Raw genomic sequence first — 15,323 nt, 5'->3', positions numbered from 1 at the left:
ACGACGCCATGGCTATCACACAGGACATCGTCGCCACCTATCGCGGCCCCGGCGCAGTGATGTGCCGGCTGCTGGCGCGCGGCCAGCGCGAGGACCGGGCGCTGGCCATTCTCATGGCGGGCTGCCTTCTGGTCTTTGTGTCGCAATGGCCGCCGCTGGCGCGTCAGGCGCATTTCGACGGGCAGGAGCTCAACCCGCTTCTGGGCGGCGCGCTGCTGGCCTGGGTGATGATCGCGCCGCTGATCTTCTACGGTCTGGCGGCGCTCAGCCATCTTCTGGCTCGCGCCCTGGGCGGGCAGGGCAGCTTTTTCGGCGCGCGTCTGGCGCTCTTCTGGGCGCTTTTGGCGGCCTCACCGCTGATCCTGCTCAACGGTCTTCTGGCCGGGTTCATCGGCGCCGGGCCGGGGCCCAAGGCGGTGGAGTTCATCAGCTTACTCGTCTTTCTGTGGTTCTGGATCGGCGGGCTGCGCGCAGCGGAAAGGCCAGAGACATGACCCGGACCGGCTGGCGCGATCTGGTGACCGAAACGCTGGTGGCGCCGCGTGTGGCGGCGGCGCGGCTGATCGTGCTCGATCTGCCGCGCCCGGTGCTCTGGCAGGCGCTGGTGCTGGTGATCGTGCTCAATGCGCTGGCCTTTCACCTCGGCATCCTGGCGGCACCGCCCAGCGCGCCGCTGCCGCCAATGATGGCGACGCCTTTCATGTTCGCCTTGACGCTGGGCTGCGGCGCGGTGGTGACGGTTTTTGCCATCACTTTTACCGGCAACTGGCTGGGCGGCGAAGGCGGGCTTGGCGATGTGCTGGTGCTAATCGTCTGGCTTCAGGCGCTGCGGCTGGTGGTGCAACTGGTCGCCACCGTGCTGACCCTTGTGGCGCCGGGACTGGCGCTCATCCTCCTGATGGCCGTGAACCTCTATGGCCTCTGGATCTTCGTGAATTTCATCGATGTGGCGCACCGCTTCGGGTCGCCGCTCAAGGCCTTGGGCGTGATCGCGCTGGCGGGGATCGGCATCGTTCTGGGCCTGGTCCTGATGCTCTCGCTGATCGGGGCCAGCACCGTGGGAGTATCCGCATATGTATGACGTGGCCGCAATCCGGGCCGACTTTCCGATCCTCGGACGCGAGATCAATGGCAAGCCGCTGGTCTATCTCGACAATGGCGCCTCGGCGCAGAAACCGAAGGTCGTGATCGACGCGGTGACCCAGGCCTATTCGATGGAATACGCCAATGTGCACCGGGGCCTGCATTACCTGTCGAACCTCGCCACCGAGAAATACGAGGCCGTGCGCGGCACCATCGCGCGCTTTCTGAACGTGGCCGACGAAGACGAGATCGTGCTCAACACCGGCACCACCGAGGGCATCAACACCGTGGCCTACGGCTGGGCGATGCCCCGGCTGGAGGCCGGCGACGAGATCATCCTTTCGGTGATGGAACACCATGCCAATATCGTGCCCTGGCATTTCCTGCGCGAGCGCCAGGGAGTGGTGATCAAATGGGTCGAGATCGAGGCCGACGGATCGCTCGACCCGCAAAAGGTGATCGACGCCATGGGGCCGAAAACCAGGCTGGTGGCGGTGACCCATATGTCCAATGTGCTTGGCACGCGGGTCGATGTGGCGCCGATCTGCGCCGCCGCCCGCGAGCGCGGCATCGCCACGCTGATCGACGGCAGCCAGGCGGCGGTGCACGGGCCTGTCGATGTCGATGCGCTGGGCTGCGATTTCTATGCCATCACCGGCCACAAGCTCTATGGCCCCTCCGGTTCCGGCGCGATCTTCATGAAAAAGGCGCGCATGGCCGAGATGCGCCCCTTCATGGGCGGCGGCGACATGATCAAGGAGGTGCATCGCGACGGCATCCTCTACAACGACCCGCCGATGAAGTTCGAGGCCGGCACCCCGTCGATCGTGGCGACCATCGGTCTTGGCGCGGCGCTGGAGTACATGATGGGCCACGGCATGGACAATATCGCCGCCCATGAAGCGGCGCTGACCCAATATGCGCGCGGCCGGCTGGACGGGCTGAACTGGCTTCAGATCCAGGGCAAGGCGGCGGGCAAGGGGGCGATCTTTTCCTTCACCCTCGACGGCGCGGCGCATGCGCATGACATCTCGACCATTCTCGACAAGAAAGGCGTCGCGGTGCGCGCCGGCCACCATTGCGCCGGCCCGTTGATGGATCATCTGGGCGTGACGGCGACCTGCCGGGCCTCGTTCGGCATGTACAACACCGAGGCCGAGGTCGACGCGCTGATCGACGCGCTGGAGCTGGCGCACGATCTCTTTGCCTGAGGCGCGATTTTACGCCGATTTGCAATTGCAGCGCCCGCGTACTCTGAGTATAGAGGGCCCTGCACGCACCTGTAGCTCAGCTGGATAGAGCGCTGCCCTCCGAAGGCAGAGGCCAAAGGTTCGAATCCTTTCAGGTGCGCCAAACTTCCCTTAAAAATCCGTTTTTCTCCGAGTGTTGGCCGTCGCGTGCGGGCCAGACTGACACGCTGGTCGAAGGCTGGTTCGCGAACCAAATCGTTCTTGGTACCTTTACGCTGTCAGACCCCGAAGGTGACGCCTTCAGCCTGGCCGTCGATGATCCCCGGTTCGGCGTGCGGGCGACCGCCACCCCCGGGGCAATTCGAACTGTGCCTCCTGGCGGGCACAAATTCGACTTCGAGCAGGAAAGCAGCATCGATGTTGCGATCACGGCCATGGAAACCGCAACCGGCGATGCGGCGCAGAGCAGCCAGACATTCACCGTCAACGTAACCGACGTGAACCGGGAGAATATCGATGCCGGGGCGGAGATGGCAACGACAGGATCCACGGCAATCAGGGGGCGCGACGTGATCGCGGGCGGTTCCGGCGACGACGACCTGCGCGGAGGCACCCGGGCCGACGCGTTCCTCTTTGTACCGGGGCGCGGCAACGACACGATTTCCGATTTCGAACATTTCCAGGACGCCATTGTCGTCAGCGTGGCGCTGCTTGGCCCGGCCACGACCGGGGCAGAGGTGATCGCCATGTTCGCCGACACAAGCAGCGGCGTCGCTGTTCCGGATTTCGGAAGCGAAACCATAACTTTCTCGAACCTGACGCATTTCGACGACTTGGCGGATAACATCATTGTCGCCTGACGGCAGGGGCCATCAGCCCCCCAACGCCGCGATATTGCCCGTGTCGGGAAAGCAGGTCGCTTGCCGCCCACGGGCCTCCTGCCAGCGGCCGATCGAGCGGCGCGTCTTGTAACCGGGCAGACCATCGGCGCCGCCGACGTCATGGCCCATCGCCTCGAGCGAGCGCTGCGCGGCGGCGATGTCGGAGCGGAACAGCCTGTCGACCCGGCCCCAAGCCTGGCGGAAATCGCCGACGTTGAAACGAATGCGGTCGCCGACATGGCCGACAAAGAGCGCATAGAGGTCGGAGGTGTTGTAATCCTTGAGCACGTAGAAGTTCGGCGTCACCACGAACGCCGGCCCATGCCGCCCGGCGGGCATCATCAGATAACCTTCGCCGGGCAGCTCATGCGCCGGGAAGGGCCGGCCCGAGACCCGGGTGATGCCCATGGCGGCCCAATCGGCGATCGGGCGGCCCTGATCGGGGCCTTCCAGCGTGCAGGAGACCGCATCCGGCACCATGACCTCGAACCCCCAGTCGCGGCCGGCAACCCAGCCGTGTTCGGCCAGATAATTGCCGATCGAGGCGATGGTATCGGCCTCGGAGCGCCAGATGTCGGCCTTGCGGTCGCCATTGCCGTCGGCGGCGTAGTTCAGAAAGCTCGAAGGCATGAACTGCGGCTGGCCGAGCGCGCCGGCCCAGCTGCTCTTCATCGCGCTCTCCGGCGCGTGACCGGCTTCGGCGATCTGCAACGCGGCGATCAACTCGGCGCTGAAATATTCCGCGCGGGTCGACATGAAACCCTTGGTGCCCAGCACGCGAAAGACATTATGCGGGATTGCCACCCGACCATAGCCGCTTTCCCGGCCCCAGATGGCAAGGATGATGCGGCCCGGCACGCCGGTGCGCCGCTCGGTCTGCGCCAGCGCGGTGGCGTGGCGTTGCGCCATCTGCTTGCCGATGCGGGTGGCGCCGTCGATGGAGTTGCGATTGAAATACTTCGACGGCGCGCCGAATTCGGCCTGCCGCTGACGTTTCGGGGTCTCGGGCGCGGTGCCGGGGGGCACCAGATCCGGCAGGTCCCAGTTGAGCGTGACCCCGGAAAAGGCCGCGTCAAAGGTGGCGCGCGAGACGCCCTTGGCCCGGGCGCGCGGCCAGATCTCTGACTGGATCCAGGATTGAAACTGTCGCTCGATGGCCGGCTTGTCCTGGGCCTGCGCGGTCATGGCCAGGAAAACGAGGGTCACGGACAAAAAAAACGCACGCACTGGGAACCTCCGGATATCTGGTGGGTTGTGGACATGGAACGTAACGAGGAAGGGCGGATATATCACCCGGTTTGCCAGTCACAGCACGGTGATGCCGCAGCGCAGGATCACAATTTGACAGGCGGCCCTGTCGATTTCTATTGTGTTCGTCCGCCTGTGGACTGCCAAGGTCTGTTGCGCCATCTCCCCGGATGCGCAGCTTTGATGGCAGGGCCCCGGTGTGACGAAACCGGAGGAGAAAAACAAAACGCCGCCCAGATGGACGGCGTCAATCAGACTTGGGCGTGGCAGCCAGGTTAGCGGCCCCAGGAGCGGACCGCGCCGCAATCCATGTGCACGAAGTTCGAGCTGGAGTACCGGCCGACGCCGCCTGCGCGACAGGCGGTTGCCGCTTTGGCGATCTGGTTGACCGAACGGCCCTTGAGGCTCACGTCGGCCGCCTGGCCCTTGAGGTGCAGCGAGTTCTTGGCAACGCCGCTGGAGCGGGCGCGCAGCATCGCATTGGTTTTCGGGCTGCGGTATCCCGACAGCAGCATGTAAGGCTCGGGCACATCAAGCAGATTGTGCGAGGCCGCCAGAATGTCGATGGCACGAAGGTCGATGTATTTCACATCGTTGGTGCGCCAGTCGCGCATGAATTTGTGGACCTCTTCGACCGCATCCTTGATATAGTCGCCCTCGACCCAATAAATCATGTCGAGCCGTTCGCCCGTCCGGGCCGAATACATCTTTATGCGTCGGATGTCGCCGCCGCCGCGAAGGAAGCCTGCTGCGTTGGAGTAGGTCGGTGCCGCTGTGACCAAAGTTGCCGCGAACGCGCCCAATAGGCCACGCCGCGAGATACCGCTGCCGCGAAGTTCTGTCATGTTGTATTGCGCCTGTCTGTCGCTCTCTAAAAGTTCAGCCCGCGATGTTACGCGGAACCTGCCATCTCATCCCCAGATGCGTGGTCTGTATGCCACATTGGGGATTTTTCGCCAACCGGAGATTCCCGCATGGCTGGCGTCTCGCAGAAGTTGGGCGAAAACTTGCTCAATATTCAAACTTCACGGCAAGAATGCGCACAAAACCCCCGATTCTTGTCCCCTGTCAATTCATGGGAAAGTCTCGGAAGTGTGCGTTACAGTACTTAAGAATATGTGAGTAGACAGAGGGATAAGACAGACTAATTATTGTCTTGTTTAATTAATTGAGCTTCGGAGGGACGGGATGACGCAGTCGCAAAAGGCCAGTGGATTCAGATCGCTGATGGGAGGCGTGGCCCTGGCGATTGCCACACTGGGCCTCCCGTCTCAGCCCGCGTTTGCGCAGGTCACCGCCTTCAAGCAGGCGGTGGCGGAATCCGCCTCGGCGGACCGTGACATCGCCGCGTTCTATCGCGAGACCGGGTTCGCGCCGATCTGGACCGGCGACAGCGACATCCACCGCGCCCGTCGCGCCGCACTCTTGCAGGCGGTTTCCCGCGCCAGCCTTTACGGGCTGCCGGCCGACAAGTACCATCCCGACGTCCTGCGCGGCAAACTGGCCTCGGTGCAGGGCGAGCGGGCGCTCGGTGCGCTCGAGGTCGAACTCAGCGAAACGCTGGTGCTGTTCTCGCGCCATATGCAGACCGGGGTGCTGAACCCGCAAAAGGTCACCAATGGAATCAAGCGCGAGGCGCCGCTGCGCGATCCGATCACCTATCTGCGCGATTTCGCCTCCGGCGATCCAGACGCCTTCTTTCGCACCATCGTGCCGACCTCGGCCGAATATACCCGCCTGATCCGCGCCAAGTTCGAACTTGAGCGGGTGGTGGCCTCGGGCGGCTGGGGCGCGCTGGTGCAGACCGACAAGGTCAGCCCCGGCGACAGCGGTGCAGCCGTTGTCGCGCTGCGCAACCGGCTGATCGCCATGGGCTACCTCGACCGGTCCAATTCGGCGACCTACGACAATGCGCTGCAAAAGGCGGTTCAGGACTATCAGGTCGATCAGGGGCTGGAGCCCGACGGCGTCGCCGGCGCCGCCACCCTGCGGGCGATCAACGTGCCGGCCTCGGAACGGCTGAAATCGGTGCTGGTGGCGATGGAGCGCGAACGCTGGTTCAACCGGCCGCGCGGCGCGCGGCACGTGCTGGTCAACATCCCCGATTTCAAGGCGCGGATCATCGACAACGACAAGGTCACCTTCGAGACCCGCTCGGTGGTGGGCAAGGACACGCCCGACCGCGAAACGCCCGAGTTCTCGGACGTCATGGAATACATGGAGATCAACCCGTACTGGAATGTGCCCCGGTCGATCGCCTCCGAGGAATATCTGCCGGCGATGCGGCGCAATCCCTATGCCGCGGGGCATTTGCAGGTGATCGACGGCCGTGGCCGCGTGGTCCCGCGTTCGTCGATCAACTTTGCCCGCTATTCCGGCCGGACCTTCCCGTTCAACCTGCGCCAGCCGCCGTCGGACAAGAACGCGCTGGGACTGGTCAAGTTCATGTTCCCCAACAAATACAACATCTATCTGCACGACACCCCGGCCAAGAGCCTGTTCTCGAACGAAGTGCGGGCCTTCTCGCATGGTTGTGTGCGGCTGAACGATCCGTTCGACTTTGCCTATGAGTTGCTGTCGCGGCAGACCGACGACCCTGTCGACTTCTTTCAGACCCGCCTGCAATCGGGCCAGAACATCCGCGTTCCTCTGGATGAGCCGGTGCCGGTGCATCTGATCTATCGCACCGCCTATACCGATGCCAAAGGCCGGCTCAAGTTCCGCGCCGACATCTACGGCCGCGATGCGATGGTCTATCGCGCGCTTCAGAATGCAGGGGTGGCGTTGACCTCGGTTCAGGGTTAGACCGGGCTGCGCAACGATTGCGAGGCGCAGGATGACCTATACGGTACAGGACATTGCGGCGGCGCTCGGCTGTGAGGCAGCAGGCGCCACCGACATTTCGATCGAGGCCGTGCGGGAACCGGCAGAGGCCGGTCCAGAGCACCTTGCCTTGGCGATGAAACCCGAATTTGCCGAAACCCTGTCGCAGGGCAGGGCGCGTGCCGCGCTGCTCTGGACCGGCGCCGATTGGCAGGCGTTGGGGCTTGAGGCGGCGATCTTTGCCCAACGACCGCGTTTTGCGCTGGCGGGCCTGTCGCAGATGATGGACCCCGGAGCGCGTTATCCTCAGGGCATCCATCCCACCGCGGTGATCGACCCTTCGGCCGAGATCGGCGAAGGGGTGACCATCGGGCCGCTGGCCATGGTCGGACCAAATGCGGTGATCGGCGCCCGGTCGGTGATCGGACCGCAATGTTACATCGGGGCCGAGGTGCGCCTGGGCGGAGACGCGCTGCTGCATGCCCAGGTAACCGTGGCGCATGGGGTCACCATCGGCGCGCATTTCATGGCGCAGTCCGGCGCCCGGATCGGGTCTGACGGCTTCAGCTTTGTCACCCCGGAAAAGAGCGGCGCCGAACGCGCCCGCGAGACATTGGGCGACCAGGGCGAAGCCAAGGCGCAATCCTGGGCCCGGATCCATTCTCTGGGCGGGGTGACCATCGGCAATGATGTCGAGGTGGGCTCGAACACCTGCATCGACAGGGGCACCGTCCGCGACACCGTGATCGGCGACGGCACCAAGATCGACAACCTCGTGCAGATTGGCCACAATTGCATCATCGGCAAGGATTGCCTGATCTGCGGTCACGTTGGCTTTGCCGGTTCGGTCAAGACCGGCAACAACTGCGTCTTTGGTGGCCAGACCGGGATCGCCGACAATCTTTTCATCGGCGACAACGTGATCAGCGGCGGCGGCACGACGATCCTGTCGAACGTGCCAAGCGGCCGCGTCATGCTCGGGTATCCGGCGACAAAGATGGATGTCCAGACCGAAAGCTACAAGGCAATCCGCCGCTTGCCCCGGTTGATGCGGGATGTCGCAGCGCTTAAAAAAGCGGTTTCCAAGCAGGGCGAGAGCGACTAAATCACCGGAGGATCACAAGGCGGGGAGACCATCCGATGGACGTCAAGGACAAGGTTGTCGAGATCATTGCGGAACAGGCCGTTCTGGAAAAATCCGATGTCTCCATGGACAATACGCTCGAGGATCTGGGAATCGACAGTCTCGGGCTGGTCGAGAGCATCTTTGCGATAGAAGAGGCCTTCGATATCTCGATCCCGTTCAATGCGAACGAGCCCACCGAAAGCGATTTCGATATCTCGTCGGTCGGCAGCATCGTTGCCGGCATCAAGAAGCTGATCGCCGAGCAAAAGGGCTAGGCCCTGAGCAGATAACAGAGCGGGGCAGGAAGTCATGAAACGGGTTGTCATCACCGGCGCCGGAACCGTCAATGCGCTGGGGCAGAATGTGCCCGACACGATGGCGGCCATGCGCGAGGGACGCTGCGGCATCGGCACGCTCGACATCGCCGATCTCGACCGCCTGGCGATCAAGATCGGCGGACAGGTCCGCGATTTCGACCCGGAGGCCTGGTTCAATCGCCAGCAACTCTCGCTCTATGACCGCTTTACCCAATTCACGCTTGTCGCCGGCCGCGAGGCCATGGCGCAGTCGGGGCTGGAGTTCACCGACGAACTGGCGGCGCGGGCCGGGGTGATCCTGGGCAATTCCGGCGGCGGCATGAACACGCTGGATGAAAACTACCGCTCGGTCTACGAGGACGGCAAGAACCGGGTGCATCCCTTCGTGGTGCCCAAGTTGATGAACAATGCCGCGGCCAGCCATGTGTCGATGGAGTTCAACCTCAAGGGCCCGTCCTTCACCGTGTCCACCGCCTGCGCATCCAGCAACCACGCGATGAGCCTTGCCTTCCAGATGGTTCAAGGCGGCATGACGCCGGCAATGGTCACCGGCGGCTCCGAGGCCATGCTCTGCTTTGGCGGCGTCAAGGCCTGGGAAGGCCTGCGGGTGATGTCCAAGGACGGCTGCCGGCCGTTCTCGGCCAACCGCAACGGCATGGTCCAGGGCGAGGGCGCGGCGGTCTTTGTTTTCGAAGAGCTGGAGCACGCCCGCAAGCGCGGCGCCGACATCCTCGCCGAAGTCGTGGGCTTTGCCATGTCCTCGGATGCCTCGGACATCGTCATGCCGTCCAAGAGCGGCGCCGCACGGGCCATTCGCGGCGCGCTGGTCGATGCACGGGTCGATGCGACCGAAGTGGGCTATATCAACGCCCATGGCACCGGCACCGCCGCCAACGACAAGACCGAAAGCGCGGCGGTGGCCGATGTCTTTGGCGCCCATGCCGACAAGCTGATGATCTCTTCGACCAAGTCGATGCACGGTCACCTGATCGGCGGCACCGGCGCGGTCGAGCTTCTGGCCTGCATCATGGCGGTGCGCGACGGGGTGATTGCGCCCACCATCGGCTATGAGGAACCCGACCCGGAATGTGCGCTCGACGTGGTGCCCAACGAGGCGCGTGAGGCCGATGTCGACGTGGCGCTGTCGAATGCCTTTGCCTTTGGCGGATTGAACGCCGTTCTGGCGCTGCGCCGGTTCTGAGCATTTTTACCTGACATGTGAGGACGGCTGGCGGTGGGCTGGCTTTTGCAGCCGTGGCGCCGGGCGGGGCCGGAAACCTTGTCGAGCGCGGGGTGGCGTATTTTCGAAGAGAAGAATGCGGCGGTGGGGTGAGTTTTCGGGGGCGTTGCGCTGAGGCAGATGTCGTGCGGCGTATTTTGAAAGAGAAGAAGCCCGGGGGGTGGTGAGACCTCCGGGGTTCCGGCGTTCTGGCTGCGGTGGGCCCTGTCAGATCATTGCGCGCGTTCGGCCGCATAGGCGATGGCGCGCTGGTAGTTGCCGCTGTCGTTCCAGGCCGAGAGAACCCGGAAATTCGCGGTGCCCTGGCCAAAGGGCGCGCCGGCGCGCCAGCCGTTTCGGGCCAGCATATTGGCGGCCGAGGCCAGCGCATCGACCGCGTTGTAGGGATCGGCCCGGCCATCGCCATTTCCGTCGACGCCATAGCGCAGCCAGTTGCCGGCGAGGAATTGCATATGCCCCAATTCGCCCGAGGGGCCACCGCGGGTGTTGGCAGTGATGATGCTGCGATCGACCAGTTGCAGCGCCGCGATGGCGTGGCTTTCGAACCGGGGATGCCGGCGGCAGTAAGAGGCCAGCGTCACCGCACCGCCGACGATCGGGGTTTCGCCGAGATAGCCGCCCCAGCTTGTCTCCAGCCCCCAGATCGTGGCCAGCACGCTGCCCGGCACGCCAAAACGCTGCTCGATCGAGGCGAAGGTGTTGGGGTTTTTGGCCATGCGCGAACGGGTGCGCTGGATGAAGGCATCGGCAGAGCTGCCGGAACGCTTGGCGAGGAAGGTTGCGGGGTCTCTTTGCAGGGTGCCGCTCTGGCTCGAGGGATTGGATTCGAACCGCCAGGTGATGCCGGAGAGCTGCGCCGATTGCAGCGCCTGCATGCCGCGCGGGCCGACGCCGCTGGCCTGGGCATCTTGCGCCAGCCCGGCCTTGTAGCCCGAGAAGGCGCCTTTCGAGGTGATGCATTGTGCGGCCTCTACGGCCGGAGCGGCGAGGCCCGCGACAATTGAAAAAACAATGGTGAAACGGCGCATGAAAATGTCCTTGTGGCAAGTGATCTATCGCCATGAAGTGTAGCGGGCGCGGGGATTGCGTCCAGAAATTTTCGGGCAGACAGATCGCGCCGTTCCGGAAAAACGAAAAGGGCGCCCCGAGGGACGCCCTTCCGCATTGCGTGCCAGGCCCGGCTTCGGCCCGGCGCAGCCTCAGCAGCTGTAGTACATGCCGAACTCGACCGGGTGCGGCGTGTGCTCATAGAGCTCGATCTCTTCCATCTTGAGCTCGATATAGCCTTCGATCTGGTCCTTGGTGAAAACGTCACCGGCCAGCAGGAAGTCCATATCGGCTTGCAGCTCTTGCATCGCCTCGCGGAGCGAGCCGCAGACGGTGGGGATGCCTTCGAGCTCTTCGGCCGGCAGGTCGTAGAGGTTCTTGTCCATCGCCTCGCCGGGATCGATCTTGTTGGTGATGCCGTCGAGACCGGCCATCAGCAGCGCGGCAAAGCACAGGTAGGGGTTGGCCGAGGGATCGGGGAAGCGCGCTTCGACACGTTTCGCCTTGGGGTTCTCGGTCCACGGAATACGCACGCAACCCGAGCGGTTGCGGGCCGAATAGGCGCGCAGCACGGGGGCCTCGAAGCCCGGGATCAGGCGCTTGTAGCTGTTGGTCGACGGATTGGTGAAGGCATTGAGCGCCTTGGCGTGCTTCAGGATGCCGCCGATGAAATACAGCGCTTCCTGGCTCAGATCGGCGTATTTGTCGCCGGCAAACAGCGGTTTGCCGTCTTTCCAGATCGACATGTTGCAGTGCATGCCGGTGCCGTTGTCGCCATAGATCGGCTTCGGCATGAAGGTCGCCGATTTGCCGTAGGCCTGGGCCACGTTGTGGATCACGTATTTGTACTTCTGAAGCTCGTCCGCCTGCTTGGTGAGCGAACCGAAGATCAGGCCCAGCTCGTGCTGACACGAGGCCACTTCGTGGTGGTGCTTGTCGACCTTCATGCCCAGACGCTTCATGGTCGAGAGCATTTCGGAGCGGATGTCCTGACCGTCGTCGATCGGGTTGACCGGGAAGTAGCCGCCCTTGATGCCGGGGCGGTGGCCGGTGTTGCCCATCTCGTATTCGGTGTCGGTGTTCCAGGAGGCGTCGAGCGCGTCGACCTCGTAGGACACCTTGTTGATCGAGTTCGAGAAGCGGACGTCGTCGAACAGGAAGAACTCGGCTTCCGGGCCCCAGTAGGAAATGTCACCGATGCCGGAGGACTTCAGATAGGCCTCGGCCTTCTCGGCGGTGCCGCGCGGGTCGCGGTTGTAAGGCTCGTTGGTGTCGGGCTCGACCACCGAGCAATGCACGCAGACGGTCTTTTCGGCATAGAACGGGTCGATATAGGCGCTGTCGCAATCGGGCATCAGCTTCATGTCGGAGGCTTCGATCGATTTCCAGCCGGCGATGGAGGAGCCGTCGAACATGAAGCCCTCTTCGAGGAAATCCTCGTCGACTTCGCTTTCGATCACGGTCACGTGCTGGAGCTTGCCGCGCGGGTCGGTAAAGCGGATGTCGACATAGGCGACGTCCTCGTCCTTGATCAGCTTGAGCAGGTCTTTTGCGCTCATTTGGTCATTCCCTTGATTGGTTTTTCAGTGTCGTGATCCCGGAGACGCTCCGGGGTCTGATGAGTGGTCACGCCTTGCAGGAGGCCCCGGATCAAGCCCGGGGCAGGCGGCTCTGCGTCAGAGCGCGTCGGAGCCTGTCTCGCCGGTCCGGATGCGGATCGCCTGTTCGACCGGGGTGACAAAGATCTTGCCGTCGCCGATCTTGTCGGTCTTGGCCGCCTCGACGATGGCTTCGATCGCGCCGTCGACCTGATCGTCGTCCAGCACCACCTCGATCTTCACCTTGGGCAGGAAATCCACCACATATTCCGCGCCGCGATACAGCTCGGTATGGCCTTTCTGCCGTCCGAAGCCCTTGACCTCGACCACGCTGAGGCCCTGGACGCCAACGTCTTGCAGCGCCTCCTTGACCTCATCAAGCTTGAACGGCTTGATGATTGCCTCGATTTTCTTCATGTGGTGCCTCCTCGCAAAGGGTGTTGAGCCGCTCAGACCACTTCTCACCGGGGGCTACAATTGTGTAGGGTTCGGGAGGGGCGGATTTGGCAGGTCGCGAAAACCATGCGCCCAAAGAACGGGCGGTTTGCACATAAATCAAGCAGAATTGAATCTTGGGGTGATCGATGAGTGAATTGCTGACCGGCGCAGAGATGCGCGCGCTCGAACAGGCGGCGATTGCGCGGGGCGATGTGACCGGGCTGGAGTTGATGGAGCGCGCCGGCGCCGGCGTGGTTAGGGCGGTGCTCGAGACCTGGCCCGGGATCTGGCCCGAGCTCGGGCAAGGCGCGCCGCGGGCGGTGGTGCTCTGCGGGCCGGGCAACAATGGCGGTGACGGGTTTGTCATTGCGCGGCTGCTGCTGGCGCGGGGCTGGGCGGTCGAGGTTTTTCTCTTTGGCGATCCGGAAAAGCTGCCGCCGGATGCCCGCGCCAACCATGACCGCTGGCACGCGCTTGGCGCGGTGCGACCGCTGGAGGAGACATCGCTCGACGGGTATCTCGAGGCGCATCCCGAAACCGCGCTGGCGGTGGATGCGCTCTTCGGCACCGGGCTGACCCGGCCGCTCGGCGACCTGCGGGGCGTTCAGGCGGTGCTGAGCCGCTGGCAGGCCGCCGCTGCGCCACAGGTGGTGGCGGTCGATCTGCCCAGCGGGCTCTGTTCGGACAGCGGGCGCTACATAGGCCGGGATCGGGACGATCCGCCGGGCCGCGTGGTGCGAGCCAATCTCACGGTCAGTTTTCACCGGCCGAGGCTGGGGCATCTGCTGGCCGAGGGGCCTGAGGCATGCGGCGCGCTGGTGGTGCAGGATATCGGACTTGCGCCGTCGCAGGACGCGGTCCCCGGCCCAGCGCGACGGGTGGACGCGCCGCCGGCCGAAACGCTTGCCAAGGGTGGCGGGCACAAGTTCTCGCACGGCCATGCGGTGGTGATCTCGGGCGGCTTCGGCAAGACCGGCGCGGCGCGGCTGGCCGCGCGCGGCGCGCTGCGGATCGGCGCCGGCCTGGTTACGCTGGGCGTGCCGGGGGCGGCGCAGATGGAAGTGGCCGGCCAGATCACCGGGTTGATGATGACGCGGGTGGAGGATGGTGCGGCGCTGGCCGCGCTGCTGGAGGACGGGCGGATCACCGCGCTCTGCCTCGGGCCGGGGCTGGGGCTCGACAGGGCGCGGGCGCTGGTGCCGGTGGCGCTGGATCAGGCCGCAGAGCGCGCCCGGCCGGCGCGCGGCGTGGTGCTGGATGCCGATGCGCTGACCGCCTATCGCGACGATCCCGAGGCGCTGTTTGCCCGGCTGCACGCGCGCAGCGTGCTGACGCCGCATGACGGCGAATTCGCCCGGCTTTTTCCCGATCTCGCGGCGCGGCTTGGCGATACACCGCACGCGGGCCCGGCCTATTCCAAGGCAGACGCCGCACGCGATGCGGCCCGGCGCGCCGGCTGTGTGGTGGTGTTCAAGGGCCCCGATACGGTGATCGCAGATCCGCAGGGGCGGGTCGCGGTCAATGCCGGGGTCTATGATCGCGCCGCGCCCTGGCTGGCCACGGCAGGCACCGGCGACGTGCTGGCGGGCTTTGTCACCGGATTGCTGGCGCGCGGAATGGCCCCGATGCCGGCGGCGCAAACCGCCGCCTGGCTGCATGTTGCCTGCGCCCGGCATTTCGGCCCCGGTCTGATTTCCGAGGATCTGCCCGAGGCGCTGCCCGCGGTGTTGCGCGCGCTCTAGGCCACACCCAAGGCTGTGGGCTGCCGGGTGCCGCAGGCGATTTCGATGCCATCGGCATAAAGGATATGCGGCGCGTCGAAATGCAGCTCGATCAGGCGCAGTTTTTCATGTCCGCCCCGGGTGATGAACTGGCCGTCCACCAGCCGCGCGGCGGGCACCAGCACCTCCTTGGCGCCGAACAGCGCCTCGGCGCGCCAGTCGCGCACCAGCACCGGTTGGCTGGCCGGCAGCACCAGGTCGGTGTCAGGGCGGGTGTGGCCCAGAGATCCGGCCCGGATCCGCACCGTGGCGCAGCGAACCTCGCGCAGCACGACCTGGCGCAACAGCGCCATGCCGGTGTCGCGGGTGATGATGCGGTCGCCGGGGCTGAGATATTGCACCGGCATTTCGCCATCCAGCGTCCACAGCCGGGTGCCGGCGATGAGGCCATTGATTTCGGAATTCGCGCGCTCTTGGTGCCGGACAAGGTCCGGCTGGGCAACCTGCTCACCTGCGCGCCCGACCACGTTGGGATTCATGGGCTTACCTGCTCTACTACTTGTTTTGTTTTTTTCACAGGTTATCTCAAGAACCGGTAAATGTCCTGATAT

15 protein-coding genes and 1 tRNA gene are annotated in these 15,323 nt (G+C 64.4%); 10 read left to right on the top strand and 6 right to left on the bottom strand.

What is annotated here, in order from left to right; translation table 11 throughout:
- Nucleotides 1-8: 8 nt before the first annotated feature.
- The 5 genes from AC0J5K_RS09770 to AC0J5K_RS09750 all read left to right on the top strand — a co-directional run bounded on the left by AC0J5K_RS09770 (nt 9) and on the right by AC0J5K_RS09750 (nt 3,133).
- Entirely contained in the window at nt 9-494 is a 486-nt protein-coding gene (locus tag AC0J5K_RS09770) for a YIP1 family protein (protein ID WP_074834916.1), read from the top strand.
- Nucleotides 491-1,081, top strand: a complete 591-nt coding sequence (locus AC0J5K_RS09765) for a Yip1 family protein (RefSeq protein ID WP_074834915.1) — start codon at nt 491-493, stop codon at nt 1,079-1,081. Before AC0J5K_RS09770 ends, AC0J5K_RS09765 begins: the two co-directional genes overlap by 4 nt.
- Nucleotides 1,074-2,294: a cysteine desulfurase gene (locus AC0J5K_RS09760; RefSeq protein ID WP_085851821.1), complete on the top strand. Its 1,221-nt coding sequence runs from the start codon at nt 1,074-1,076 to the stop codon at nt 2,292-2,294. The genes AC0J5K_RS09765 and AC0J5K_RS09760 overlap by 8 nt, the downstream gene beginning before the upstream one ends.
- Before the next feature lie 65 nt (nt 2,295-2,359).
- Nucleotides 2,360-2,436 (top strand) — tRNA-Arg (locus AC0J5K_RS09755).
- Nucleotides 2,429-3,133, top strand: coding sequence for a hypothetical protein (locus AC0J5K_RS09750; protein ID WP_274563188.1), 705 nt, complete (start codon nt 2,429-2,431; stop codon nt 3,131-3,133). The genes AC0J5K_RS09755 and AC0J5K_RS09750 overlap by 8 nt, the downstream gene beginning before the upstream one ends.
- A 12-nt stretch (nt 3,134-3,145) precedes the next feature.
- Here AC0J5K_RS09750 and AC0J5K_RS09745 read toward each other — a convergent pair whose 3' ends face one another.
- Complete coding sequence (locus AC0J5K_RS09745) at nt 3,146-4,339, bottom strand: lytic murein transglycosylase (protein WP_274563226.1); 1,194 nt, start codon at nt 4,337-4,339, stop codon at nt 3,146-3,148.
- 338 nt (nt 4,340-4,677) lie between these two features.
- Nucleotides 4,678-5,247: a peptidoglycan L,D-endopeptidase MepK gene (mepK, locus tag AC0J5K_RS09740; protein ID WP_048531336.1), complete on the bottom strand. Its 570-nt coding sequence runs from the start codon at nt 5,245-5,247 to the stop codon at nt 4,678-4,680.
- 343 nt (nt 5,248-5,590) lie between these two features.
- On the opposite strand from mepK, the gene AC0J5K_RS09735 reads away from it, so the two are divergent.
- The 4 genes from AC0J5K_RS09735 to AC0J5K_RS09720 are packed head-to-tail and all read left to right on the top strand — an operon-like array spanning nt 5,591 to nt 9,869.
- The gene (locus AC0J5K_RS09735) at nt 5,591-7,207 is read left to right on the top strand and encodes a L,D-transpeptidase family protein (protein WP_274563191.1); all 1,617 of its coding nucleotides are present in this window, start codon (nt 5,591-5,593) and stop codon (nt 7,205-7,207) included.
- A 31-nt stretch (nt 7,208-7,238) separates the two neighbouring features.
- Nucleotides 7,239-8,330, top strand: a complete 1,092-nt coding sequence (lpxD, locus tag AC0J5K_RS09730; protein WP_074834907.1) for a UDP-3-O-(3-hydroxymyristoyl)glucosamine N-acyltransferase — start codon at nt 7,239-7,241, stop codon at nt 8,328-8,330.
- A gap of 35 nt (nt 8,331-8,365) precedes the next feature.
- Nucleotides 8,366-8,626: an acyl carrier protein gene (locus AC0J5K_RS09725; protein WP_048531340.1), complete on the top strand. Its 261-nt coding sequence runs from the start codon at nt 8,366-8,368 to the stop codon at nt 8,624-8,626.
- Between the two features lie 34 nt (nt 8,627-8,660).
- Nucleotides 8,661-9,869 carry a beta-ketoacyl-[acyl-carrier-protein] synthase family protein gene (locus AC0J5K_RS09720; protein ID WP_074834906.1) on the top strand — a complete coding sequence of 403 codons (1,209 nt, stop codon included), beginning with the start codon at nt 8,661-8,663 and terminating at the stop codon, nt 9,867-9,869.
- 251 nt (nt 9,870-10,120) lie between these two features.
- Here the strand turns inward: AC0J5K_RS09720 and AC0J5K_RS09715 are convergent, their stop codons facing one another.
- From AC0J5K_RS09715 to AC0J5K_RS09705, 3 genes are all read right to left on the bottom strand, one after another.
- On the bottom strand, nt 10,121-10,936 hold the full coding sequence (locus AC0J5K_RS09715) for a lytic murein transglycosylase (protein ID WP_074834904.1): 816 nt from the start codon (nt 10,934-10,936) through the stop codon (nt 10,121-10,123).
- Nucleotides 10,937-11,107: 171 nt separating this feature from the next.
- Nucleotides 11,108-12,514, bottom strand: a complete 1,407-nt coding sequence (glnA, locus tag AC0J5K_RS09710) for a type I glutamate--ammonia ligase (RefSeq protein ID WP_048531345.1) — start codon at nt 12,512-12,514, stop codon at nt 11,108-11,110.
- Nucleotides 12,515-12,631: 117 nt separating this feature from the next.
- Nucleotides 12,632-12,970 (bottom strand): P-II family nitrogen regulator, encoded by a 339-nt coding sequence (locus AC0J5K_RS09705; RefSeq protein ID WP_048531347.1) that lies wholly within the window; start codon nt 12,968-12,970, stop codon nt 12,632-12,634.
- 167 nt (nt 12,971-13,137) lie between these two features.
- On the opposite strand from AC0J5K_RS09705, the gene AC0J5K_RS09700 reads away from it, so the two are divergent.
- Nucleotides 13,138-14,733 carry an NAD(P)H-hydrate dehydratase gene (locus tag AC0J5K_RS09700; protein WP_074834902.1) on the top strand — a complete coding sequence of 532 codons (1,596 nt, stop codon included), beginning with the start codon at nt 13,138-13,140 and terminating at the stop codon, nt 14,731-14,733.
- Here the strand turns inward: AC0J5K_RS09700 and AC0J5K_RS09695 are convergent.
- Nucleotides 14,730-15,251, bottom strand: a complete 522-nt coding sequence (locus AC0J5K_RS09695) for a Hint domain-containing protein (protein ID WP_083415931.1) — start codon at nt 15,249-15,251, stop codon at nt 14,730-14,732. The two genes, AC0J5K_RS09700 and AC0J5K_RS09695, sit on opposite strands and share 4 nt — an antisense overlap.
- Nucleotides 15,252-15,323 lie beyond the last annotated feature (72 nt).

Source organism: Marinovum sp. E3 (genome assembly GCF_055755275.1).
The sequence above is the reverse complement of the archived record's forward strand: the minus strand, read 5'-3'. Positions and strand labels throughout refer to the sequence as shown.